This window comes from Nocardioides nitrophenolicus (assembly GCF_016907515.1).
Classification (GTDB): domain Bacteria; phylum Actinomycetota; class Actinomycetes; order Propionibacteriales; family Nocardioidaceae; genus Nocardioides; species Nocardioides nitrophenolicus.
This window is the reverse complement of sequence record NZ_JAFBBY010000001.1, coordinates 269,829-292,687: the sequence shown is the minus strand read 5'-3', so window position 1 is coordinate 292,687 and position 22,859 is coordinate 269,829. Positions and strand designations below refer to the sequence as shown.

Genomic DNA, 22,859 nt, shown 5'->3' with positions numbered 1-22,859 from the left:
CCGAACCACCGATGGCTGCTGACGCCGGGGACTTCGTCCACCTGCACGTCCACACCGAGTACTCCATGCTCGACGGAGCGTCGCTGCTCGACGGGCTGTTCACGCGGGTCAACGACCTCGGCATGTCGGCGATCGCGATGACCGACCACGGCAACCTCCACGGCGCCTACGACTTCTACTCCAAGGCCAAGAAGTACGGCGTCCAGCCGATCATCGGCATCGAGGCCTACATCACCCCCGGCACCCAGCGCGGTGAGCGGCGCCGGGTGCGCTGGGGCCAGAGCAACACCGCAGACGCCGCCGAGGAGGGCGGCAATGATGTGGCCGGCGGTGGCGCCTACACCCACATGACGATGTGGGCGGAGTCCACCGAGGGGATGCACAACCTCTTCCGGCTCTCCTCGCGCTCGAGCCTGGAGGGCTACTACTTCAAGCCCCGGATGGACAAGGAGATCCTCGCCGAGCACAGCAAGGGGATCATCGTCTCCACCGGCTGTCCCAGCGGCGCGATCCAGACCCGGCTGCGCCTGGGACAGTGGGACGAGGCGGTCCGCGAGGCGGCCGAGTTGCAGGACATCTTCGGCAAGGAGTCGGTCTTCCTGGAGCTGATGGACCACGGCATCTCCATCGAGAAGCGGGTCCGCGACGACCTGCTGCGCCTCGGCAAGGAGCTCGGCATCCCGCCGATCGCCACCAACGACTCCCACTACAACAACCCCGAGGACGCCGACGCCCACGACGCCCTCATCTGCGTCGCCTCCGGCAAGCGGCTCTCCGACCCCAACCGGCTCAAGTTCGACGGCGGCGGCTACTACATCAAGTCCGCCGCCGAGATGCGCGAGCTGTGGGCCGACCGGTTCGGCATGCCCCAGGCCTGCGACAACACCGTCGCGATCGCGGAGCGCTGCTCGGTCGAGTTCACCGAGTCCACCGGCGGCTACATGGCCCGCGCCGACATCCCGGCCGGCGAGACCGAGGAGTCTTGGTTCCGCAAGGAGGTCTGGCGCGGGATCGAGGCGCGCTACCCCGGCGACAAGCTGACCCAGGAGGTCAAGGACCGGGTCGAGATGGAGCTCGGCGTCGTCTCCCAGAAGGGCTACTGCGGCTACTACCTCGTGGTCGCCGACTTCATCCAGTGGTCCAAGCGCAACGGCATCCGGGTCGGCCCCGGCCGTGGCTCGGGTGCGGGCTCGATCGCGGCGTACGCGCTCAGCATCACCGACCTGTGCCCGCTCGAGCACGGCCTGTTCTTCGAGCGCTTCCTCAACCCCGAGCGCCCCTCGATGCCCGACTTCGACATCGACTTCGACGACGCGCGCCGCGGCGAGGTGATCCAGTACGTCAGCGAGAAGTACGGCGCCGAGCGGGTCGCCCAGATCGCCACCTTCGGCCGGCTCAAGGCCAAGGCCGCGATCAAGGACGCCGCCCGCGTGCTCGACCACGGCTTCGCGATCGGCGACAAGATCACCAAGGCGATGCCGCCCGACGTCATGGGCAAGGGCGTGCCGCTCAAGGAGATCTTCAACCCCGAGCACAAGCGCTACAACGACGGCGGCGAGTTCCGTGCGCTCTACGAGTCCGACGCCGACGTGCGCACCATCTACCAGACCGCCGTCGGCCTCGAGGGCCAGATCCGCAACTGGGGCGTGCACGCCGCCGGCGTGATCATGTCCAGCGAGCCGCTGATCGACATCGTGCCGATCATGGCCCGCCCCCAGGACGGCGCGGTGATCACCCAGTTCGACTACCCGATGTGCGAGTCGCTGGGCCTGGTCAAGATGGACTTCCTCGGCCTGTCCAACCTGCGCATCCTCGAGGACGCGCTGGTCAACATCAAGGCCAACAAGGGCGAGGACGTGGTCCTCGAGGAGCTCGGCTTCGACGACAAGGCGACCTACGAGCTGATGGGCCGGGGCGACACCCTGGGCGTGTTCCAGCTCGATGGTGGTGGCATGCGCGCGCTGCTGCGCTCGATGCTGCCCGACAAGTTCGCCGACATCACCGCGGTCAGTGCGCTCTACCGCCCCGGCCCGATGGGTGCCGACTCCCACAACAAGTACGCCCACCGCAAGAACGGGCGCCAGCCGATCGAGCCGATCCACCCGGCCCTCGCCGAGGCGCTCGAGCCGGTGCTGGGGGAGACCTACGGCCTGATCGTCTACCAGGAGCAGGTGATGGCGATCGCCCAGGTCCTGGCCGGCTTCTCCCTGGGCGCCGCCGACAACATGCGCCGCGCCATGGGCAAGAAGAAGAAGGAGGAGCTCGACAAGCAGTACGCCGGCTTCGAGGCCGGCATGCTCGAGCGCGGCTACCCCAAGGACGCGGTCAAGACGCTCTGGGAGATCCTGGTCCCGTTCGCCGACTACGCCTTCAACAAGTCCCACTCCGCGGCCTACGGCGTCATCACCTACTGGACCGCCTATCTCAAGGCCAACTACCCGACCGAGTACATGGCCGCGCTCCTGACGTCCGTCAAGGACGACAAGGACAAGATGGCGATCTACCTCAACGAGTGCCGCCGGATGAAGATCCAGGTGCTCCCCCCCGACGTCAACGAGTCCGCCCACAACTTCACCGCGGTCGGCCGTGACATCCGCTTCGGGCTCACCGCCGTGCGCAATGTCGGCTCCAACGTCGTCGACGGCATCGTCGAGGCCCGGCGCGAGAAGGGCCGGTTCACCGACTTCAACGACTTCCTGTCCAAGGTGCCGGCCACGGTCTGCAACAAGCGGGTGATCGACTCGCTGATCAAGGCCGGCGCCTACGACGACATGAAGCACCTCCGCCGGGCGCTGGTCGCGATCCACGAGACCGCTGTCGACCAGTACGTCGACATCAAGCGCAACGAGGCGATCGGCCAGGACTCGCTGTTCGCCGGCCTGGGCGACGACGACGGAGGTGACGGCGGGTTCGGCGTGAGCGTGGCGATCCCCGACATCGACGAGTGGGACAAGATGACCCTGCTCGGCCACGAGCGCGAGATGCTCGGCCTCTACGTCTCGGACCACCCGCTGCTCGGCCTCGAGCACGTCCTGTCCAATGGCACCGACTGCACCATCGGCCAGCTGGTCACCGACGAGAGCCGGGCCCACAACTCGACGGTGACGGTGGCGGGACTGGTCACCTCGATCCAGCGCAAGATCACCAAGAACGGCGACCCGTGGGCCACGGTGACCCTGGAGGACCTCGAGGGCGCGATCGACGTGCTGCTGTTCCCGAGCAGCTACCGCCTGGCCGCGCCCTATCTCACCGAGGACGCGATCATCCGGGTCCGCGGCCAGCTCGACACCGACCGCGAGCCGGCTCAGCTGCGCGGCCAGGAGGTCACCGTCCCCGACCTGGAGCGGGGCAGCGACGGCCCGGTCGTGATCAGCCTGCCCTCGACCCGGTGCACCGGGCCGGTGGTGGCCCAGCTGCGCGAGGTGCTGACCAGCCATGCCGGCCTGACCGAGGTCCGGCTGCAGCTGCTGAGCCGCGACTCCACGAAGCTGATGCGGCTGGGGGACAATCTCCGGGTGACTCCCTCGTCCGCGCTGTTCGCCGACCTCAAGCAGCTCCTCGGTCCCGGGTGCCTGGCCGGATGAGCCGGCTGCGGCTCGCGGTCCCGGTCGTCCTCGGCGTCGCGCTCGGCGCGCTGGGCGGCTGGCTGTGGTGGACCTGGTGGGGTCCGGCCCCGAACGGCAAGATCTACGACACCGCGGCCGGCAAGGCCTGGTACCCCGAGCCGTTCGACCCCGGCATCACCCGCGACTTCAGCGGCACGGCGACCTATGTCGTGATCGCCTTCGCGCTGGCCCTGCTGCTCGGACTGGTGGGCGGCTGGATCGCGCGCGACCAGGCCGTGCTGGGAGTGCTCGGGGTGCTGGTCGGCGCCGGCCTCGGGGTGCTGGTGATGACGCTGCTGGGGGAGTCGTTCAGCCCGGCCGACCCCACGACGCTGCTGGCCGCCCACCAGGTCGGCGACGCGCTGCCGGGCCATCTGGCGGTGTCCGGCTGGACGCCCTACCTGGCCTGGCCGGTGGGCGCGATGTTCGCCTACCTGGTGCTGATGGTCTCGCTCAACCCGGCTGGCGGCACCCCCGCTAGCGACCGATCGCCGCGACCCGAGCAGCCGTCAGCCGCACCAGCTCCGCAGGGCTGAGCTCGAGGTCCAGTCCGCGGCGCCCGCCCGACACGAAGACCGTGGGATGGGTGAGCGCGGACTCGTCGACGACGGTGGGGTGGGTCTTGCGCTGACCCAGCGGGGAGATGCCCCCCACGACATAGCCGGTGGCCCGCTCGGCGGCCCTCGGGTCGGCCATCGCGGCCTTGCGCCCCCCGACGGCCCGCGCCAGCGCCTTGAGGTCGAGCTGCCCCGAGACCGGCACCACCCCCACCACGAGCGCGCCGTCGACGTCGGCGAACAGGGTCTTGAAGACCCGCTCGGGGGCGATGCCCAGCGCCTCGGCCGCCTCGCCGCCGTAGGACTCCGCGCGGGCGTCGTGGTCGTACTCGTGCACGGTGAACGCGACGCCGGCCGACGCGAGCACGGTGGTGGCCGGCGTACCCCCGCCCGGCTTGCGCTTCGCCATCAGTTGGGGCTCCACCGGGTGCGCGCGACCTCGGTTGCGGGCAGCGAGGTGATCACGTTGATCGCGCGCAGCTCCGCGCGCAGCAGGTCGGTCACCAGGACCAGCCGCTCCGTGGCGTCGGCCGCCTCGAGCAGCTGCTGTCGCTCGCCCATCGGCAGCGGGGTGCACGCCGCGAGCGTCCACGACAGGTAGGTCGGGTCCTTCGGCAGCTCGCCCTGCAGCGGGTCGCCGGCGATCGAGCGCAGCACGTGCCGGTAGGCCGTGAACACCGCTCGGGCCTGCTGCTCGACCTCCTCGGGCACCTCCGTGTCCGGGCCGGGGACCAGGGTGACCTCGCCGACGGGGAACTCCCCACTGGTCAGCAGCCGGTCGAGCTGGATCCGGTCGCGACCGACGGCCACGACGTCGAAGCTGCCGTCGCCCCGCGCCTCGACGTCGGTCAGCTGGAGCCGCACCCCGACCCGGTACAACGACTGGGTGCCGTGGTCGCCGACCTCGTAGCCCTCCCGGATCGCCACCGACCCGAACAGCCGCTGCGAGGGGTCCTCGGTGCGCAGCAGGTGATGCACGAGCGCGCGGTAGCGGTCCTCGAAGACGTGCAGCGGCACGCTGACTCCCGGGTAGAGCACCGCGTTGAGCGGGAACATCGGGAGCTGGTCGGTCACCTGTCCAACGTAGCGGGCCGGGACCTGTGGATGAGCACGGCACGCGCCTGCGGGTCGTCCTACGGTCGTCCCACGCCCGTGGAGTTCCTCGCGCTTCCGGGCGGAGTCACCGACCTCATGCTCGACCTGGTCGCCGCGCGTTTCCCCGTCCTGTCGGTCCTCAAGGACCGCAGCACCTGGCTCCTGCCGGCGAGCTGACGCGGGGGGAGCGCCTCACCACCCGGGACGCGGCGGGGGCGACCCGCGCGCCGACCGTAGAATCGGGGCATGTCCCTGATCCGTCGCATCGACCTGCGTGACGCCGGTGCTGGCTCGGCCACCGTCGACTACCGCGCAGCAGTGCCCCGTGCCGACTTCGACATCGAGGCGGCGGTGCCGGCGGTGCATGCGATCTGCGAGGAGGTCCGCACCCGCGGCCTGGACGCGATCGTGGAGTTCGGGGAGCGCTTCGACGGCGTGCGCGTCGACGACATCCGGGTCGCGCCCGAGGCGCTGCGCAGCGCGCTCGACAACCTCGATCCCGACATCCGCGCGGGTCTGGAGGAGTCGATCCGGCGGCTGCGGGCGACCTGCGCCAACGAGCTCGAGCAGGACGCGGTCACCGACCTGGGGCCCGGGGCCCGGGTGACCCACCGCAAGGTGCCGGTCGGCCGGGTCGGCCTCTACGTGCCGGGCGGCCTCGCGCCGCTGGTGTCCTCCGTGCTGATGAACGTCGTCCCCGCCCAGACCGCGGGTGTGGGGTCGATCGCGCTGGCGAGCCCGCCCCAGAAGGAGTTCGGCGGTGCCGTCCACCCCACGATCCTGGCGGCGTGCGCGCTGTTGGGCGTCGAGGAGGTGTACGCCGTCGGCGGTGCCCAGGCGATCGCGATGTTCGCCTACGGCACCGGACCCTGCCGGCGGGTCGATCTCGTCACCGGCCCCGGCAACATCTGGGTGGTCACCGCGAAGCGGATCCTCAAGGGCCAGGTCGGGATCGACTCCGAGGCCGGCCCGACCGAGATCGCGATCCTGGCCGACGACACCGGCAACGCCGCCTATGTCGCGGCCGACCTGATCAGCCAGGCCGAGCACGACCCGCTGGCCGCCTCCGTCCTGGTCACGACCTCCGAGCGGCTCGCCGCCGAGGTGGAGGCCGAGCTCGACGTCCAGGTCGCGGCGACCAAGCACAGCGAGCGGATCACGACCTCGCTCGGCGGCAAGCAGTCCGGCATCGTGCTGGTCCGCGACCTCGAGCAGGGACTCGAGGTGGTCGACGCCTACGCCGCCGAGCACCTCGAGATCCACACCGAGGACGCCGCCGGCTGGGCCGCGCGGGTGCGCAACGCCGGTGCGATCTTCGTCGGCCCGCACGCCCCGGTGAGCCTGGGCGACTACTGCGCCGGGTCCAACCACGTGCTCCCGACGGCCGGCTGCGCGTGCCACTCCTCGGGGCTCTCGGTGCGTGCGTTCACCAAGTCCGTCCACGTCATCGACTACTCCGCCGCCGCGCTCGCCGAGGTCGCCGGGCACGTCGTGACCCTCGCCGAGGCCGAGGACCTGCCCGGCCACGGCGCCGCCGTCACGGTCCGGTCGACGCGATGAGCGCGGCCGCTTGGCCGCCGCTGCGCGCGGAGCTGCGCGGGATCGAGCCCTACGGCGCCCCGCAGCTCGACGTACCGGTCCAGCTCAACGTCAACGAGAACCCCTACGGTCCCTCCGAGGCGTGCATCGCCGACATCGCGGCGGCGGCGGCCGCGGCGGCGAGCACGCTCAACCGCTATCCCGACCGCGAGTTCACCGCGCTGCGCGAGGCACTCGCGGCCTACCTCTCGCGGGACGCGCCCGCCGGGATCGTGCCCGAGCAGGTGTGGGCGGCCAACGGGTCCAACGAGGTGATGCTCCAGCTGCTGCAGGCCTTCGGCGGACCCGGCCGCACCGCACTGAGCTTCGCGCCGACGTACTCGATGTATCCGGAGTACGCCCGCGACACCAGCACCCGCTGGGTCGCGGGTCGGCGGGCCGAGGACTTCGCGCTCGACCTCGACGCGGCGCGCGACCTGGTCAAGACCGAGCAGCCGAGCGTGATCCTGCTGCCCAGCCCCAACAACCCGACCGGCACCGCGCTGCCGCCGGAGGCGGTGGCCGTGCTCTGCGAGGCCGCGGGCGAGGAGGGGATCGTCGTCGTCGACGAGGCGTACGGCGAGTTCCGGCGGGCCGGGGTGCCGAGCGCGCTCGAGCTGCTGCCGGTCCACCGCAACCTCGTGGTCACGCGCACCATGAGCAAGGCCTTCGCGGGGGCCGGGCTGCGGCTGGGCTACCTCGCCGCGGCGCCGGAGATCTGCGACGCGATCCGGGTGGTGCGGCTGCCGTACCACCTCTCCGCCGTCACCCAGGCGGTCGCGCTCGCCGCGCTGGACCACGCGCCCGAGCTGCTCGGCAAGGTCGACGACCTGCGCCGCGAGCGCGACGTGCTGGTCGAGTGGCTGCGCGCCGAGTCCTACGACGTCGCCGACTCGGACGCGAATTTCGTGTTGTTTGGGCGATTCGCCGACCGTCATGCTGTCTGGCAGGGTCTCCTCGACCGGGGAGTCCTGATCCGGGAGACCGGGCCCGAGGGATGGTTGCGGGTCTCGGTCGGCACCCCCGCGGAGATGGCGGCCTTCCGGTCCGCCCTGACTGAGGTAGAGGGAGAGCGCGCATGACTGCCAGGACCGCCCGCGTCGAGCGGCAGACCAGCGAGTCCAAGGTCCTCGTCGAGGTGAACCTCGACGGCACCGGCCGCCACGACATCTCCACCGGCGTGGGCTTCTACGACCACATGCTCACCGCCTTCGCGCGCCACGCGCTGGTCGACCTCACCGTGCAGACCGAGGGCGACGTCCACATCGACGCCCACCACACGACCGAGGACACCGCGATCGCGCTGGGCCAGGCGCTGCGCGAGGCGCTGGGGGACAAGGCGGGCATCCGCCGCTTCGGCGACGCCACCGTCCCGCTCGACGAGGCGCTGGTGCACGCCGTCGTCGACGTCTCGGGCCGTCCCTACTGCGTCCACACCGGCGAGCCCGAGGGCCAGCAGTACGTCCAGCTCGGTGGCTCCGGGGTGTCGTACCTCGGCTCGCTGACCCAGCACGTCTTCGAGTCGATCGCCTTCCACGGCCACTTCGCGCTGCACGTGCGGGTGCTCGCCGGTCGCGAGCCGCACCACATCGTCGAGACCCAGTTCAAGGCGTTCGCCCGGGCGTTCCGCGACGCGGTCGCGCTCGACCCGCGCGAGACGGGCATCCCGTCCACGAAGGGTGCTCTGTGAGCGCTCCGTCCGTCGTCGTCCTCGACTACGGCTCCGGCAACCTGCGCTCCGCCGTCCGCGCCGTCGAGCGGGCCGGGGCGTCGGTCACCCTCACCGGAGACCTGGACACGGCGATGGAGGCCGACGGGCTGCTGGTGCCCGGCGTCGGCGCCTACGAGGCGTGCATGCGCGGCCTGCGCGCGATCCGCGGCGAGCGGATCATCGCGCGCCGCCTGTCCGGCGGCCGGCCGGTGCTCGGCATCTGCGTGGGCATGCAGATCCTGTTCGAGCGCGGCATCGAGCACGGCGTCGAGACCGAGGGCTGCGGCGAGTGGCCGGGCGTCGTGGAGCGGCTGCAGGCGCCGATCGTCCCGCACATGGGCTGGAACACGGTCTCGGCGCCCGAGCAGACCCGCCTCTTCGCCGGGATCGAGGACGAGCGCTTCTACTTCGTGCACTCCTACGGCGTGCGCGACTGGACCCTGGTCACCAACGACCGCACCCCCGACAGCCACCAGCCGCTGGTCACCTGGGCCGAGCACGGCGGCGACCGCTTCGTCGCGGCCGTCGAGAACGGTCCGCTGTGCGCGACCCAGTTCCACCCGGAGAAGTCGGGCGACGCGGGCGCCCAGCTGCTGCGCAACTGGGTCGGCTCGCTGGGCTGACGGGCCGGCCCCCGAGGGCCGGCCCGGACCCGGTCAGCGGACCTTGAGCTTGGTGGTGCCGGTGGAGGCGCCGACCGTCCCGGTGTACGACGCCGTGACGGTGTAGCGGCCCTTCGCGGTGACCTTCTTGAAGACCGCCTTCGCCCGTCCCGCGGTGACCGCGACGGTCTTGGTCTTCACCTGCTTGCCCTTCTTCAAGGTGAAGGTGACCGTGCCGGCCGGGGTCGCGCCGGGCGCGCTGACGGTGGCGCTGACCTTGGCCTTGCGCGCCTTCTTCGCGTACTTCGCCTTCACCGTGGTGGTCGACGCCGGCGCGGCGGTGACGCCGATGGTGCTGATCACCCGGTTGCTGCCCGCAGCGGGCGTGCAGGGCACGTCGATGGGCGTCGGGGCCTGGCCGGTCTTGTAGATCGTGATCGTGACGGCCTGGTTGCCGGCGGCGATCTGGTGGCTCGCGCCCTCGGTCCCCGCGGTGATCGCGGCCATGGTCCCAGTGCCGCTGACGACGATCGGGCCGGAGGCCGGCACGGCCGTGGGCGGGACGGTGATCGTCGTGGTCCGGGCGACGCCGTCGACCAGCGTGGTGCCCTGGACGGTGCCGCCGACCTGGTCGGGCTGGAAGAGTCGCAGGAGGTCGGCGGTGCCTTCCGGCACGGTGAGCGCGACGTTCAGCATGGGGGTGATCGAGGTGCCGGCGGGGATCGTCGCCGGCGCGTTCGTGGTGATGTCGGCGGTGAAGGTGTCCGTGCCGCCGATGGGCAGGGCGCAGTCGAAGTCGATGGCTGCCGCCGACGCCGGGGTCGACGTACCGAGGACCACGGCGGTGGTGGCCGCGAGGCCGAGAACGGCTCCGGCGGAGACGGAGCGGAGAGTGCGCTGAGGCACGGTCATGTGGGTTTCCCTCCCGAAGGTGACATGAGGACGGCCGCCACCCCTCCCAAGGTGGCGGCCGTTATTGATACCCCATCACAAAAAGAGAACAAGTTCTAGGGCGCGCCCTGGGTGTGGGGTGATCTCGGCGAGATGCGACGCAGGGCGCGGCGATCGGCTCCTCTAGGATCGCGGCCATGACCGGCTACCTGGAGCTGCTGCCCGCCGTCGACATCAAGGGCGGCCAGGCCGTCCAGCTGGTGCAGGGCGTGGACGGCTCCGAGAAGCGCTTCGGCGACCCGATCGAGGCCGCGCTGCGCTGGCAGGAGGCCGGTGCCGAGTGGATCCACCTGGTCGACCTGGACGCCGCGTTCGGCCACGGCAACAACCGCGAGCTGCAGGCGGCGATCGTGGGTCGCCTCGACATCCAGGTCGAGATGAGCGGCGGGATCCGCGACGACGAGTCGCTGGAGGCCGCGATGGCCACCGGCTGCCGGCGCGTCAACATCGGCACCGCCGCCCTCGAGCAGCCGGAGTGGTGTGCCCGTGCCATCGCGACGTACGGAGACCGGGTGGCCGTCGGGCTCGACGTCCGCGGCCGCACCCTGGCCGCCCGTGGCTGGACCAAGGAGGGCGGCGACCTCTACGAGACCCTCGCCCGCCTCGACGCGGAGGGCTGCGCTCGCTACGTCGTCACCGACGTCAACAAGGACGGCATGCTGCAGGGCCCCAACCTGCAGCTGCTCGAGGACGTCTGCGCCGCCACCTCGCGCCCGGTCGTCGCCTCCGGTGGTGTCACCACGCTCGACGACATCCGCGCGCTGATGAAGCTGGTCCCCGTCGGGGTCGAGGGCGCCATCGCCGGGACCGCCCTCTACACCGGGCAGTTCACCCTCGAGGACGCGCTCGCGCTGACCAGGGGCGGGCTCGTATGAGCGTCGCGGTGCGGGTCATCCCGTGCCTCGACGTCGACGCCGGCCGGGTGGTCAAGGGCGTGAACTTCCAGGAGCTCCGCGACGCCGGCGACCCGGTCGAGCTGGCCCGGCTCTACGACGCCGAAGGAGCTGACGAGCTCACCTTCCTCGACATCTCCGCCTCCCACGAGGGCCGCGCGACGACGATGGACATCGTCTCGGCGACCGCCGAGCAGGTCTTCATCCCGCTCACCGTCGGCGGGGGCGTCTCCTCGGTCGACGACGTCGACCGGCTACTGCGTGCCGGCGCCGACAAGATCGCGGTCAACACCGCCGCGATCCGCCGCCCCGAGCTGATCTCCGAGATCGCCGACCGCTTCGGCAACCAGGTGCTGGTGCTCTCCGTCGACGCCCGCCGGGCCGGCGACCAGGCGCCCGGCGACTCGGGCTTCGAGGTCACCACCCACGGCGGACGCCGGTCGGCCGGCATCGACGCCGTCGAGTGGGCCGTGCGCGCCGCCGAGCTGGGCGCCGGCGAGATCCTGCTCAACGCCATGGACGCCGACGGCACCACCGACGGCTTCGACCTGGAGCTGATCCGCAAGGTCCGCGCCGAGGTCTCCATCCCCGTCATCGCCTCCGGTGGGGCGGGCGCGGTCGAGCACTTCCCGCCCGCCGTCGAGGCCGGCGCCGACGCGGTGCTGGCGGCCACCGTGTTCCACTTCGGCACCCTCCGCATCGCCGAGGTGAAGGCATCCCTGGCGGCGGCAGGTGTGCCGGTCCGCTGACGGGGGAGGGTGCGGCCATGAGCTATGACGTCTACCAGCCGGACGGACAGCCTGACGGGCAGCCGGAGCAGGCCGCGGCCGCCGGGACCTGGCGGGTCGCCATCGAGTACTCCAACCAGGGCCAGGCCAAGCCGCCCACGCTGGTCCAGATCGGCCGCACCGAGCACGCCGACCGGGCCACCGCGCTGCGGGCCGCCGAGCGCGCGTCGTACGAGTTCAGCCCGCCGGACCCGTGGTCCGAGCAGAGCCGGCAGGTGTTCCGCGACGGCCCCGACGGCTACCTGGTGATCCTCGAGGGCGCCACCTCCACCTTCCACATGAGCGTGCGGATCGTCAGCGCGCTCGCGCCGCCGGTCACCAGCACGGCCGTCCGCTAGGAGGCTGTCCACAGGCTGCCGGGAGCCGGTTGCGGGACGCCGGGCGCCGTCGTTTGCTGGGCCCATGTCCCGAGCCTTCCGCGACGACCTGGAGTTCCACGGCGCCCTGGTCGTCGAGCCGCCCCTCACTGCTGAGCACGCCGTGCTGCTGCGCCGGCTGACCGACGTCCAGCTCCGCCGGCTGCGCGCCGACCCGAGCGACGAGGAGCCGCCGCCCCTGCCGCCGTTGGCCGGTACGCCGCCCGACGGGGTGTGCGGCTGGACGTCGTGCGGCCACGGCTGCTGCCTGTGGGTCGACGACGCCGGCCAGGCGAGCGTGGCCTCGGTGACCCGGTGGCTGCGCTACCTGATGAGGCACTACCTCGCCGAGCGGCACACCCTCGACGGGGTGGTCGTCGTGCGCGACCGCCACACGTCGCAGACCACCGCGATCCGGGTCCGCGCCAACCAGGTGGGCCGGGTGCTGCTGTGCGGGCCCGATCCGCGCTACCGCGGCCACTGGGACGGCTGGGGCGGCGAGCCGTCCGAGCCGGGCTCCGTGGTCGTCGACCTCGCGAGCCGGCGCCCGGAGGGCTGATCCGCGATTGCCCACTCTGTTGGGCTGACTGCAGTGGGCCCCGCCGCGAGGCTCGCACTGTGCCCGGCCGCGACATCCTCGAGGACTGGGAGGAGATCGCGGCCGACTTCGGCCACCGGGTCCGGGCCCTGCGGCTGGCGCGGGGGATGACTCAGGAGCAGCTCGGCCACGCGGTCTCGTTGAGCCGCAACCAGGTGCAGAACATCGAGAGCTCGCGCAACAACAGCCGCGACGCCGACGGCCGTCGCGTCGGCGGTACGGCGAACCCGCGGCTCGAGACCGTCTACGCCCTTGCCCGGGTGCTCGGGGTCGAGGTCACCGAGCTGATGCGGCACTGAGCCGAGCCGGGCGGGTCCTGCGTTTCCGTCGTACCCGGCATTCGGGGTCGCCCAGAGCCGGAACCACGACAGGGATGCCGGGTGCGACGACACCACCCGGCGGCCACGCCCCGCGCGAGCCGAGGAATAGGCTCACCCGGTGTCGGGTTGCGGGGTGAAGTGAGCACAGGAAGCCGTACGACGTCCGCCGGCTTCGGCGTGCTCTGGGTGGCGATCAAGCGGGAGCCGTGGATCTTCGCGGTGTCGACGGTCGGCAGCGTCCTGTTCGGTGCGCTGACGGTGGCGGACGCCTGGGTGCTGGGCTGGTCGACGGACCACGTGGTGCTGCCCGCGTTCCGCGACGGCGAGATCGGCGCGGGCCTGCTGTGGGCGGTGCTCGGGCTGTTCGTCGGGGTCGCGATCCTGCGCGCGGTGGGCATCGTGGCGCGCCGGCTCGGGGCGGGCGTCATGCAGTACCGGATGCAGGCCCACAGCCGCCGCGCGGTCACCCGCCAGTACCTCCGCCTGCCCATGGAGTGGCACCAGCGCCATCCCACCGGTGAGCTGCTGTCCAACGCGAACGCCGACGTCGAGGCGGCCTGGGGACCGATCGCGCCACTGCCGATGGCGGTCGGAACCGTCGCGATGATGGTGATCGCGGTCGTGCAGATGCTGCTGACCGACCTGGTCCTCGCGGCCGTCGGGCTGCTGGTGTTCCCGCTCGTCATCGGCGTCAACGTCGTCTACCAACGCCTCGCGCAGGGCTGGGCAACCCGCGCCCAGGAGCTGCGCGCCGAGCTGTCCGAGATCGCCCACGAGTCCTTCGACGGCGCGCTCGTGGTCAAGACGCTCGGCCGTGAGCCCGAGGAGACCCAGCGGTTCCGGGCCAAGGCCGAGGAGCTGCGCGAGGCCAACATCAGGGTCGGCCGGATCAGGGCGGCCTTCGATCCCACCCTGGCCGCGCTGCCCAATCTCGCGGTCCTGGTCGTGCTGGTCATCGGCGTGCACCGCGTGGTGTCCGGCGCGACCGTGGCCGGCGACGTGGTGACCGTCGCCTACCTGCTCACCGTCGTCGCCTTCCCGATCCGCTCGATCGGCTGGCTGCTGGGCGACTTCCCGCGCAGCGTGGTCGGCTACCGCCGGGTCGCCGCGGTGATCGCCGCCACCGGCGCGATGGAGTACGGCGACCGCCCGGCCCCGGCGAGCCCCGGCGGCGCCCGCCTCGAGGTCGACGGCGCCGCCTTCGGCTACACCCCCGAACGGCCGCTGCTGCGCGAGCTCACCTTCGACGTCGAGCCGGGCCGCACGGTCGCCCTGGTCGGCGCGACCGCGTCCGGCAAGAGCACGCTGACCGGACTGCTGGCGCGGCTGGTCGACGTCGACGCCGGCGCGATCCGGGTCGACGGCACCGACCTGCGCGAGCTGCGCCGGGGCGGGCTCGCGGAGCTGCTGGCCGTCGTACCGCAGAGCGCCTTCCTGTTCGACGACACGGTGCGCGGCAATGTCACCCTCGGCCTCGACGTCCCCGACGAGGACGTGTGGGCCGCGCTGCGCACCGCCCAGGCCGACGGCTTCGTGGCTGCCCTGCCCGAGGGACTCGACACCCGGCTGGGGGAGCGCGGCACCTCCCTGTCGGGCGGCCAGCGACAGCGGCTCTCGCTCGCGCGGGCACTGGTGCGGCGTCCGCGCCTGCTGGTCCTCGACGACGCCACCTCGGCGGTCGACCCGGAGGTGGAGGCGCGGATCCTGGCCGGCCTCGGCGACACCGACACCACCCTGGTCGTCGTCGCCTACCGCAAGGCCACCATCGGCCTGGCCGACGAGGTGCTCTACCTCGTCGACGGCCGGATCGCCGACCGCGGCCCCCACGAGGAGCTGGTCGCGCGCAACGCCGACTACGCCCGCCTGGTCAACGCCTACGAGACCGAGCACGAGGAGGTGACGGCGTGAGCAGCACCCTGTCCCCGGAGCGGGGCGCCGCGCACACCCGGCTCGCCACGGGCGAGGAGATCGGCGCCTGGGAGACCATCCGCCGCGGCATCCGCCACTCGCCCGAGCTGACCGAGGGCATCGGCTGGACCCTGACCCTCGCCGTGATCGCGTCCGTCGGCCAGGTCGTCGTCCCGATCGCGGTCCAGCAGACCATCGACAAGGGCCTGCACGGCGCCGGCGGTCCCGACGTCTCGTTCACGACCTGGCTCGCACTGGCGGCCGGGCTCGCGATCGTGGTGACCAGCTGGGCGTCGTACGCCATGACGGCGCGGCTGTTCTCCACCGCCGAGCGCGGCCTGGCGACGCTGCGGGTCAAGGCGTTCCGCCACGTCCACGACCTGCCGCTGCTCACCCAGAACACCGAGCGCCGGGGCGCCCTCGTCTCGCGGGTCACCAGCGATGTCGACCAGGTCAGCCAGTTCCTGGTGTTCGGCGGCCTGATCTTCGTGGTGAGCGTCGGGCAGATGCTCATCGCGACCGTGGTGATGGTGTTCTACAGCTGGCAGCTCGCGATCGTGGTGTGGGTCTGCTTCGCCCCGCTGTTCTTGAGCCTGCGCTACTTCCAGCGCAAGCTGGCCGCCGCCTACGGCACCGTACGACGCCAGGTCGGCGTGCTGCTGTCCGCCGTCTCCGAGCCGGTGGTCGGGGCGGCGGTCGTCAAGTCCTACGCGATCGAGGCTCGCACCCAGGAGCGGATCGACACCGCGATCGAGGCCCACAAGTCCGCCAGCACCCGCGCCCAGGGCTTCACGGCCTTCTCCTTCAGCCTCGGCGGGATCTCGGCCGGGATCGCCAACGCCGGCGTGCTGATCGTCGGGATCTGGCTGGGCCAGGGCTTCGCCTGGGGTGAGGGGATCACGGCGGGCGAGGTGCTCGCGTTCGCGTTCCTGGTGACGCTGTTCGTCGGCCCGGTGCAGATGGGCACCCAGATCCTCACCGACGCCCAGAACGCGATCGCCGGCTGGCGGCGCGTGATCGGCATCCTGGACACCCCGGCCGACCTCGTCGACCCGGGTGCCGACGGCCGGAGCCTGCCGAAGGGAGCGATCGACGTCCGCTTCGAGGAGGTGTCCTTCGCCTATCCCGGCGGCGTCGAGGTGCTCTCCGGCATCGACCTGGTGATCCCCGCGGGTCAGCGGGTCGCGGTGGTCGGCGAGACCGGCTCCGGCAAGTCCACCATCGCCAAGCTGCTCACCCGGCTGATGGACCCCAGCCGGGGCCGGGTCCTGCTCGACGGCGTCGACCTGCGCGAGGTGGCCGAGAGCGCGCTGCGCCGCAGCGTCGTCCTCGTCCCGCAGGAGGGCTTCCTCTTCGACGACACCTTGGCCGCGAACGTCCGCTACGGCCGGCTCGGCGCCACCGAGGCCGAGATCCGCGAGGCGGCCGACACCATCGGCCTCGGCGACTGGCTCGCCGGCCTGCCCGACGGCGTCGACACCCGGGTCGGGCAGCGCGGGGAGTCGCTGTCGGCGGGCGAGCGCCAGCTCGTCGCGCTGCTCCGCGCCCAGCTCGCCGACCCCGACCTGCTCGTCCTCGACGAGGCCACCAGCGCGGTCGACCCCGAGCTGGAGACCCGGATCGGCCGGGCCCTGGAGCGGCTGATGAGCGGGCGGACCTCGGTCACCATCGCCCACCGGCTCTCGACGGCCGAGGCCGCCGACGTCGTCGTTGTCGTCGACCGGGGCCGGGTCGTGCAGCACGGCCCGCATGCCGAGCTGGTGCGGCAGCCCGACACCCCCTACGCGAGGCTGCACGCCTCGTGGGTGGCGCAGCACGGCCGACCGGGATAATGGAGCTCGTGACCTCTCTCGACCCCGCGATCGCCGACCGCCTCAAGCGCACCCCCGACGGGCTGGTGCCGGCGGTGGTGCAGCAGCACGACACCGGTGAGGTGCTGATGCTGGCGTGGATGGACGACGAGGCCCTGCACCGCACCCTGACGACGGGACGGGCCACCTACTGGAGCCGCTCGCGTGGGGAGTACTGGGTCAAGGGCGAGACCTCCGGCAACCCGCAGGCCGTCAAGGAGGTCCGGCTCGACTGCGACGGCGACACGCTGCTGGTCAAGGTCGACCAGGTCGGCGTGGCCTGCCACACCGGCGCCCGCACCTGCTTCGACGACGGGCTGCTCGGTGGCTGAGCCCCGCAGCACCTTCGGCCCGGTCGTCCTGCTCGGCCTCGCCGGCAGCGGCTTCGCGGCGCTCGCCGGTCACAAGGCGATGCTGGCGATCCCGGAGGCGACGCTCACCGCGGCCGGCGGCATCGCCCCGACCGTCGGCGACCGGTCGGTCGAGTTCCCGCTCGCCGGAGCCCTCGCGCTGGTGGCGCTGGCCGCCTGGGGCGTGCTGCTGGTCACCCGCGGCATCGTGCGCCGCGGCGCCGCGGTCCTGGCGCTGCTCGGCGCGGCCGGCGTCCTGGTCGTCGTGGTGGTCGGCGGCTTCGTGCAGGACGACGACGCCGCGGCCGACCTCGCCACCCGGCTCGGCCTCAACCTGGCCGCGGTCGACGTCGAGCGCAGTGGCTGGCTGTGGGTCGCCATCGGCTGCTCCCTCGTCGCCCTGGTCGCCGCGGCCGCGGCCGTGCGCCTGGTGCCGTCGTGGCCCGAGATGGGCAGCCGGTACGACGCCCCGACGGGCGCCGCGTCCAGCAGCGCCCCGGTCGCCGGCCAGGACCCGGCCGAGCAGTCGAACCTCGACCTGTGGAAGTCCCTCGACGAGGGGCACGACCCCACGGACGAGTGAGTCGCACCAACCCCTAGAATCACCCTCGATCCACCCGAAGCGCCCGAACGAGCGAGGAGTTCCCTCTCATGGCCGACAACCACGGCAACACCCCCGCGGCCTGGTCCGCCGTTCTCGTCGCGCTCCTGGGCTTCGTCGTGGGCGCGATCGGCATGTCCCTGCACCCGCTCAACTGGACCCTGTTCTGGGTCGGCACCGCCGTGGTGATCGCCGGCGGCGTGGTGTTCCTGGTGATGGCCAAGATGGGCTTCCACGAGGCCGGCCACTGACCGTGGAGAGCCGGCGGCGCCGCATGGTGCCGCCCGTCCTCGTCGTCGGCGGCCTGGCCGCGGCGACCCTCGCCCTGCACCTGCGCGACCCGCACGAGCAGGGCAGCTGGGGTGCGTGCCCCTTCGCGCTGAGCGGGTTCTACTGCCCCGGCTGCGGCGGCCTGCGGGCCGTGAACGACCTCGGCAACCTCCAGCTCGGCGCGGCCGCGTCGAGCAACCTGCTCTTCGTGCTGGCGCTGCCGTTCGTGGTCTACGCGCTGGCGCGCTGGACGGCCGGTCGCTGGACCGGGACCGCCTGGGTGGTCTCGGAGCGGCGGATGCTGACCCTCACCGGTGTGCTGCTCGCCGCGATGCTGGTGTTCGCGGTACTGCGCAACCTCCCGGTCGGGGCCTGGCTGGCGCCCTGACTCAGTAGTCGCCGTTCAGCTCGCTGAACACGCCGATCCCGCCGTACACGAAGAGCAGCGCGATGCTGAGCAGGCCGAAGGCGACGGCCACGGCACCCGTGATGATGCCGGCGAGCGCGAGACCGTCGCCGGTCTTGGCGCCGTGGGACTCGCGGATGTCCTTGCGCGCCATCACACCGCAGACGATCCCCGCGATGCCGACCAGCCCGAACAGGCCGCAGCAGCAGCCGAGCACGATGCCGGAGATGCCGGTGACCAGTGCGGCGATCGCCATGCCGGACTGCGCCGGCGGCTGGTGGCCGTAGCCGGGCTGCGGGTAGCCGTAGCCGCCGTAGCCACCACCCTGGCCGCCGTAGGGGGTGTAGCCCTCCGGCGGCGGGGTGCCGTACGGCGGGGGCTCGTTGCTGCTCATGGAACTCTCCGTCCGGACGCGCCGACGGGGCCGGGCCGCTGCCCGGCCCCGTCGGCCGTGTCGCTGGGGCGGGCCCGCTCAGTAGAGCGAGGCGCCGGCCGCGATCAGGATGATGTTGAGGATGATGCCGAGGGCCGACAGCGCGGTGCCGATGATGCCGCAGATCCAGCCGGCCTTGATGACGCCCGCGTTGTTGTAGTTGGCGGTCTTGCTCTCGTCGAGGGCCTTCTTGCCCATGATGATCGCCGGGATGCCGGTGAACAGGCCACAGCAGATCAGGCTCAGGATGCCGAGGATGAGGATGGTCGTGCCCTGCGGGTGGTCGCCACCACCGACGGGGCCGCCGTAGCCGTAGCCACCGGCGGGCGGAGGGGGCGGGGTGCCGTAGTTCGGCGGCTCGTTGTAGCTCACGATGAGGGTCCCTTCTCAGGTGTGCGGTGTCGGTGCGGGCCCGACCGAGTTCCGGGCGGTGTGTGGAACCCTAACGGCCGCGTGCCACACTCGACACCACGCGTCGGTGTGTCGGTGCCGTCGGACCTTCCCCCTCGTCGCGCAGCTCGAACCATGCCCACCACAGAAACGTCACGGAGGCGTCAGATGTCGGCCCCCCAGGCCTCTCAGCCCACGGTGCTGGACGGGATCGTCGCCGGAGTTCTCGAGGACCTCGCCGCGCGTCAGGCGGTCACCTCGGAGGCGGACCTGCGGGCCGCGCTCACCGACGTCGACCCGCCGCGCGACCCGATGCCCCACTTCCGCGCCCCGGGGTCGAGCGTGATCGCCGAGGTCAAGCGCCGTAGCCCGAGCAAGGGCGCGCTGGCCGACATCCCCGACCCCGCCTCACTCGCGCGCGAGTACGCCGCCGGCGGCGCGGGCGCGATCAGCGTGCTCACCGAGCAGCGCCGCTTCGGCGGCAGTCTCGACGATCTGCGCACGGTTCGGGCCAGCGTCGACGTGCCGGTGCTGCGCAAGGACTTCATCGTCACCGAGTACCAGCTCCTCGAGGCCCGGGCGGCCGGCGCCGACCTGGCGCTGCTGATGGTCGTCTCGCTCCCGGGCGAGCGGCTGCGCCGGCTCCACGACTTCGCGCGCGAGCTCGGGCTGAGCGTGCTGATGGAGGTCCACGACGAGGAGGAGACGGCGCGCGCGGTCGAGGTCGGCGCCGAGCTGATCGGCGTCAACGCGCGCGACCTCAAGACGCTCGAGATCGACCTCGACGTCTTCGGGCGGCTCGCGCCGCTCATCCCCGAGGACCGGGTCAAGGTCGCCGAGTCCGGCATCTTCGGCCCGCGCGACGTCGAGCGGTTCGTCGGCGAGGGCGCCCGGGCGGTGCTCGTCGGCGAGGCGCTGGTGAAGGATGGCGCACCACGCCAGGCAGTTGCGGCAATGACGGGAATCACCAGATGAGCAGCACGTACGACGCCGACACGTTCGGCTGGTTCGGGGGGACGGGCGCGTTCGGCGGCCGCTTCATGCCGGAGGCGCTGATGGCGGCGCTCGACGAGCTCGACGTGGCCTGGCGCGGCGCGATGGCCGACCCGGCGTTCACGGCCGAGTTCGAGCGGCTGCTCACCGACTACGCCGGCGTCCCCAGCATGCTCTACGACGCCACCCGGCTCGCCGACAGTCCAGGGGTCGCCGGCACCGGGACCAGATTCCTGCTCAAGCGCGAGGACCTCAACCACACCGGCGCCCACAAGATCCGCAACGTGCTCGGCCAGGCGCTGCTCACCCAGCGGATGGGCAAGACCCGGGTCATCGCCGAGACCGGCGCCGGCCAGCACGGCGTCGCGTCGGCCACCGCCGCGGCGTACCTCGGGCTCGACTGCACCGTCTACATGGGCGAGGTAGACACCGAGCGGCAGGCCCTCAACGTGGCTCGGATGCAGCTGCTCGGCGCCGAGGTGATCCCGGTCAAGAGCGGCTCCCGCACCCTCAAGGACGCCATCAACGAGGCGCTGCGCGACTGGGTGGCGACGGTCGACGAGACGGCCTACCTGTTCGGCACCGCCGCCGGACCCCACCCCTTCCCGAGCCTGGTGCTCAGCTTCGTGCGCGGCATCGGCGACGAGGCCCGGCGCCAGTGTCTCGAGCTCACCGGTGCGCTGCCCGACGCGGTCGCCGCCTGCGTGGGCGGCGGGTCCAACGCGATCGGGCTCTTCGCCGGCTTCCTCGACGACCCCGAGGTCGCGATCTACGGCTTCGAGCCGGGCGGCGACGGGGTCGAGACCGGCCGGCACGCCGCGACCATCTTCGCCGGCTCGATCGGCGTGCTCCACGGTGCCCGCACCTACGTGCTCCAGGACGAGGACGGCCAGACCGTCGAGTCGCACTCCATCTCGGCCGGCCTCGACTATCCCGGGGTCGGCCCGCAGCACTCCGCGCTCGCCGCTGCCGGGCGGGCGACCTACCTGCCCGTCACCGACGCCGAGGCGATGGAGGCGATGGCGCTGCTCGCCCGCACCGAGGGCATCATCGCGGCCATCGAGTCCGCGCACGCCGTCGCCGGCGCGCTGCGGCTGGCGAAGGAGCGTCCGGGCCAGACCATCGTGGTCAACCTCTCCGGGCGTGGCGACAAGGACATGGGCACCGCTATGGACTGGTTCCACCTGGGCGAGGCGGGGGAGGGCGCGTGAGCACGAGCACGGCCTTCGAGAAGGCGCGCGCGGAGGGCCGGGCCACCCTGGTCGGCTACCTCCCAGCCGGATTCCCCGACGTCGCGGGCAGCATCGCCGCGCTGCGGGTGATGGTCGAGGCGGGTTGCGACGTGATCGAGATCGGCCTGCCCTACAGCGACCCGGTCATGGACGGCCCGATCATCCAGGCCGCCGCCCAGCAGGCCCTCGACGCCGGCGTCCGCACCACCGACGTGCTGCGGGTCGTCGAGGCGGTCGCCGCGACCGGTGTCCCCACCCTGGTGATGACCTACTGGAACCCGATCGAGCGCTACGGCGTCGAGCGGTTCGCCCAGGACCTGGCCGACGCCGGGGGAGCGGGCCTGATCACGCCCGACCTCACGCCCGACTTCGCCCCCGACTGGATCGCCGCGGCCGACGCGCGCGACCTCGACAAGGTCTTCCTGGTCGCGCCGTCCTCGACCGACGAGCGGATCGCGCTGACCACCGCCGCCTCGCGCGGCTTCGTCTACGCGACCGGGATCATGGGCGTCACCGGCACCAAGCAGGCCACCGCCGCGGGGGTCGCCCCGCTGATCGCCCGCACCAAGGCGACCACGGACCTCCCGGTCGGGGTGGGGGTCGGCGTCAGCACCGGCGCCCAGGCCGCCGACCTGGCGTCGTACGCCGACGGGGTGATCGTCGGCTCCGCCTTCGTGCGCACCCTCCTGGGGCATCCCGACGACCGCCCGGCGGGTCTGGCCGCCCTGGCGGCGCTCACCGAGGAGCTCGCGGGAGGCGTCCGTGCGTAGGCTGCACTGCGGGCTGACCGCCCTCGTCGCTCTGCTCGGGCTGGCCCTGTCGGCGTGCACCAGCGAGCCCGACACGTTCACCGGCACCCGGCTGACCAGCCCGTTCAAGGCGGCGGACGTCACGCTGAGCGACACCGACGGGACGCCGTACTCGCTGGCGACCGACACGACCAAGCCGCTCACCCTGGTGTTCTTCGGCTACACCAGCTGCCCGGACTACTGCCCGATGGTCATGAACAACCTGGCCGCGGCGGTGAACCGGCTCGACGCCGCCGACAAGAAGAAGGTCGACGTGGTCTTCGTGACGACCGACCCGGCCACCGACACCGCGCAACGGCTGCGCTCGTACCTCGACGGCTACAACAAGTCGTTCATCGGCCTCACCGGCGACATCGAGCAGGTCATCGAGGCCGGGGACTCGCTCAAGGTCTACGTCAGCGACGGGAAGAAGCTGCCGAGCGGCGGCTACGACCTCGGTGGCCACACCACGAGCACGCTCGCCATCGACCCCAGCCACCACGCCGTCGCGCTGTGGAACCAGGAGACCTCCAGCGCGGAGTTCGCCTCCGACATCCACACCCTGCTCACCGACGACGAGTAAG

At 72.2% G+C, this 22,859-nt stretch carries 27 protein-coding genes; 22 read left to right on the top strand and 5 right to left on the bottom strand.

From position 1 onward, the window contains the following. Positions 1 to 11 precede the first annotated feature (11 nt). Together dnaE and JOD66_RS01385 are read left to right on the top strand one after the other, a co-directional pair. On the top strand, positions 12 to 3,584 hold the full coding sequence (dnaE, locus tag JOD66_RS01390; RefSeq protein ID WP_204835171.1) for a DNA polymerase III subunit alpha: 3,573 nt from the start codon (positions 12 to 14) through the stop codon (positions 3,582 to 3,584). Continuing rightward, a complete protein-coding gene (locus tag JOD66_RS01385; RefSeq protein ID WP_204835170.1) occupies positions 3,581 to 4,141 on the top strand; it encodes a hypothetical protein in 561 nt (186 codons plus the stop codon). The genes dnaE and JOD66_RS01385 overlap by 4 nt, the downstream gene beginning before the upstream one ends. Here the strand turns inward: JOD66_RS01385 and ybaK are convergent. Next, the gene (gene ybaK / locus JOD66_RS01380) at positions 4,083 to 4,571 is read right to left on the bottom strand and encodes a Cys-tRNA(Pro) deacylase (RefSeq protein WP_204835169.1); all 489 of its coding nucleotides are present in this window, start codon (positions 4,569 to 4,571) and stop codon (positions 4,083 to 4,085) included. The two genes, JOD66_RS01385 and ybaK, sit on opposite strands and share 59 nt — an antisense overlap. After that, a complete protein-coding gene (locus JOD66_RS01375; RefSeq protein ID WP_204835168.1) occupies positions 4,571 to 5,236 on the bottom strand; it encodes an LON peptidase substrate-binding domain-containing protein in 666 nt (221 codons plus the stop codon). Before JOD66_RS01375 ends, ybaK begins: the two co-directional genes overlap by 1 nt. A 30-nt stretch (positions 5,237 to 5,266) precedes the next feature. On the opposite strand from JOD66_RS01375, the gene JOD66_RS01370 reads away from it, so the two are divergent. From JOD66_RS01370 to hisH, 5 genes are all read left to right on the top strand, one after another. Further along, positions 5,267 to 5,434, top strand: a complete 168-nt coding sequence (locus JOD66_RS01370; RefSeq protein WP_204835167.1) for a hypothetical protein — start codon at positions 5,267 to 5,269, stop codon at positions 5,432 to 5,434. Between the two features lie 75 nt (positions 5,435 to 5,509). Continuing rightward, positions 5,510 to 6,817 carry a histidinol dehydrogenase gene (hisD, locus tag JOD66_RS01365; RefSeq protein ID WP_372442823.1) on the top strand — a complete coding sequence of 436 codons (1,308 nt, stop codon included), beginning with the start codon at positions 5,510 to 5,512 and terminating at the stop codon, positions 6,815 to 6,817. Then, positions 6,814 to 7,917 (top strand): histidinol-phosphate transaminase, encoded by a 1,104-nt coding sequence (locus tag JOD66_RS01360; RefSeq protein WP_204835165.1) that lies wholly within the window; start codon positions 6,814 to 6,816, stop codon positions 7,915 to 7,917. The genes hisD and JOD66_RS01360 overlap by 4 nt, the downstream gene beginning before the upstream one ends. Further along, a complete protein-coding gene (gene hisB / locus JOD66_RS01355; RefSeq protein ID WP_204835164.1) occupies positions 7,914 to 8,525 on the top strand; it encodes an imidazoleglycerol-phosphate dehydratase HisB in 612 nt (203 codons plus the stop codon). The genes JOD66_RS01360 and hisB overlap by 4 nt, the downstream gene beginning before the upstream one ends. Continuing rightward, on the top strand, positions 8,522 to 9,169 hold the full coding sequence (hisH, locus tag JOD66_RS01350; protein ID WP_204835163.1) for an imidazole glycerol phosphate synthase subunit HisH: 648 nt from the start codon (positions 8,522 to 8,524) through the stop codon (positions 9,167 to 9,169). Before hisB ends, hisH begins: the two co-directional genes overlap by 4 nt. 33 nt (positions 9,170 to 9,202) lie before the next feature. On the opposite strand, the gene JOD66_RS01345 is transcribed toward hisH, so the two are convergent. After that, a complete protein-coding gene (locus JOD66_RS01345; protein ID WP_204835162.1) occupies positions 9,203 to 10,060 on the bottom strand; it encodes a DUF6801 domain-containing protein in 858 nt (285 codons plus the stop codon). A gap of 176 nt (positions 10,061 to 10,236) precedes the next feature. Here JOD66_RS01345 and priA point away from each other — a divergent pair, with 176 nt between their 5' ends. From priA to JOD66_RS01290, 11 genes are all read left to right on the top strand, one after another. Then, positions 10,237 to 10,974: a bifunctional 1-(5-phosphoribosyl)-5-((5-phosphoribosylamino)methylideneamino)imidazole-4-carboxamide isomerase/phosphoribosylanthranilate isomerase PriA gene (gene priA / locus JOD66_RS01340; RefSeq protein WP_204835161.1), complete on the top strand. Its 738-nt coding sequence runs from the start codon at positions 10,237 to 10,239 to the stop codon at positions 10,972 to 10,974. Beyond that, positions 10,971 to 11,741, top strand: coding sequence for an imidazole glycerol phosphate synthase subunit HisF (gene hisF / locus JOD66_RS01335; RefSeq protein ID WP_204835160.1), 771 nt, complete (start codon positions 10,971 to 10,973; stop codon positions 11,739 to 11,741). The genes priA and hisF overlap by 4 nt, the downstream gene beginning before the upstream one ends. A 17-nt stretch (positions 11,742 to 11,758) precedes the next feature. Next, positions 11,759 to 12,118 (top strand): hypothetical protein, encoded by a 360-nt coding sequence (locus tag JOD66_RS01330; protein WP_204835159.1) that lies wholly within the window; start codon positions 11,759 to 11,761, stop codon positions 12,116 to 12,118. 64 nt (positions 12,119 to 12,182) lie between these two features. Further along, positions 12,183 to 12,695 carry a hypothetical protein gene (locus tag JOD66_RS01325; protein WP_204835158.1) on the top strand — a complete coding sequence of 171 codons (513 nt, stop codon included), beginning with the start codon at positions 12,183 to 12,185 and terminating at the stop codon, positions 12,693 to 12,695. A gap of 59 nt (positions 12,696 to 12,754) precedes the next feature. After that, on the top strand, positions 12,755 to 13,033 hold the full coding sequence (locus JOD66_RS28885; protein ID WP_204835157.1) for a helix-turn-helix transcriptional regulator: 279 nt from the start codon (positions 12,755 to 12,757) through the stop codon (positions 13,031 to 13,033). Between the two features lie 159 nt (positions 13,034 to 13,192). After that, positions 13,193 to 14,962: an ABC transporter ATP-binding protein gene (locus tag JOD66_RS01315; protein ID WP_307823225.1), complete on the top strand. Its 1,770-nt coding sequence runs from the start codon at positions 13,193 to 13,195 to the stop codon at positions 14,960 to 14,962. Beyond that, positions 14,959 to 16,794, top strand: coding sequence for an ABC transporter ATP-binding protein (locus JOD66_RS01310; RefSeq protein WP_204835155.1), 1,836 nt, complete (start codon positions 14,959 to 14,961; stop codon positions 16,792 to 16,794). Before JOD66_RS01315 ends, JOD66_RS01310 begins: the two co-directional genes overlap by 4 nt. After that, positions 16,794 to 17,144 (top strand): phosphoribosyl-AMP cyclohydrolase, encoded by a 351-nt coding sequence (gene hisI, locus JOD66_RS01305; RefSeq protein ID WP_204835154.1) that lies wholly within the window; start codon positions 16,794 to 16,796, stop codon positions 17,142 to 17,144. The genes JOD66_RS01310 and hisI overlap by 1 nt, the downstream gene beginning before the upstream one ends. Continuing rightward, positions 17,137 to 17,745, top strand: a complete 609-nt coding sequence (locus tag JOD66_RS01300; RefSeq protein ID WP_204835153.1) for a Trp biosynthesis-associated membrane protein — start codon at positions 17,137 to 17,139, stop codon at positions 17,743 to 17,745. The genes hisI and JOD66_RS01300 overlap by 8 nt, the downstream gene beginning before the upstream one ends. A 68-nt stretch (positions 17,746 to 17,813) precedes the next feature. After that, positions 17,814 to 18,014, top strand: a complete 201-nt coding sequence (locus JOD66_RS01295; RefSeq protein ID WP_204835152.1) for an HGxxPAAW family protein — start codon at positions 17,814 to 17,816, stop codon at positions 18,012 to 18,014. Positions 18,015 to 18,037: 23 nt separating this feature from the next. Further along, complete coding sequence (locus tag JOD66_RS01290; protein WP_204835151.1) at positions 18,038 to 18,421, top strand: DUF2752 domain-containing protein; 384 nt, start codon at positions 18,038 to 18,040, stop codon at positions 18,419 to 18,421. Between the two features lies 1 nt (position 18,422). Here JOD66_RS01290 and JOD66_RS01285 read toward each other — a convergent pair whose 3' ends face one another. Then, on the bottom strand, positions 18,423 to 18,833 hold the full coding sequence (locus JOD66_RS01285; RefSeq protein ID WP_204835150.1) for a DUF4190 domain-containing protein: 411 nt from the start codon (positions 18,831 to 18,833) through the stop codon (positions 18,423 to 18,425). 78 nt (positions 18,834 to 18,911) lie between these two features. Next, complete coding sequence (locus JOD66_RS29330; RefSeq protein ID WP_204835149.1) at positions 18,912 to 19,244, bottom strand: DUF4190 domain-containing protein; 333 nt, start codon at positions 19,242 to 19,244, stop codon at positions 18,912 to 18,914. A 186-nt stretch (positions 19,245 to 19,430) separates the two neighbouring features. Here JOD66_RS29330 and trpC point away from each other — a divergent pair, with 186 nt between their 5' ends. Genes trpC through JOD66_RS01260 form a run of 4 tightly spaced genes read left to right on the top strand, consistent with a single transcriptional unit; the run spans position 19,431 to position 22,858 of the window. Next, the gene (gene trpC / locus JOD66_RS01275; RefSeq protein ID WP_204835148.1) at positions 19,431 to 20,237 is read left to right on the top strand and encodes an indole-3-glycerol phosphate synthase TrpC; all 807 of its coding nucleotides are present in this window, start codon (positions 19,431 to 19,433) and stop codon (positions 20,235 to 20,237) included. Beyond that, positions 20,234 to 21,466, top strand: a complete 1,233-nt coding sequence (trpB, locus tag JOD66_RS01270; protein ID WP_204835147.1) for a tryptophan synthase subunit beta — start codon at positions 20,234 to 20,236, stop codon at positions 21,464 to 21,466. The genes trpC and trpB overlap by 4 nt, the downstream gene beginning before the upstream one ends. Continuing rightward, complete coding sequence (trpA, locus tag JOD66_RS01265; RefSeq protein WP_204835146.1) at positions 21,463 to 22,257, top strand: tryptophan synthase subunit alpha; 795 nt, start codon at positions 21,463 to 21,465, stop codon at positions 22,255 to 22,257. The genes trpB and trpA overlap by 4 nt, the downstream gene beginning before the upstream one ends. Continuing rightward, a complete protein-coding gene (locus JOD66_RS01260; RefSeq protein ID WP_204835145.1) occupies positions 22,250 to 22,858 on the top strand; it encodes an SCO family protein in 609 nt (202 codons plus the stop codon). The genes trpA and JOD66_RS01260 overlap by 8 nt, the downstream gene beginning before the upstream one ends. Position 22,859 lies beyond the last annotated feature (1 nt).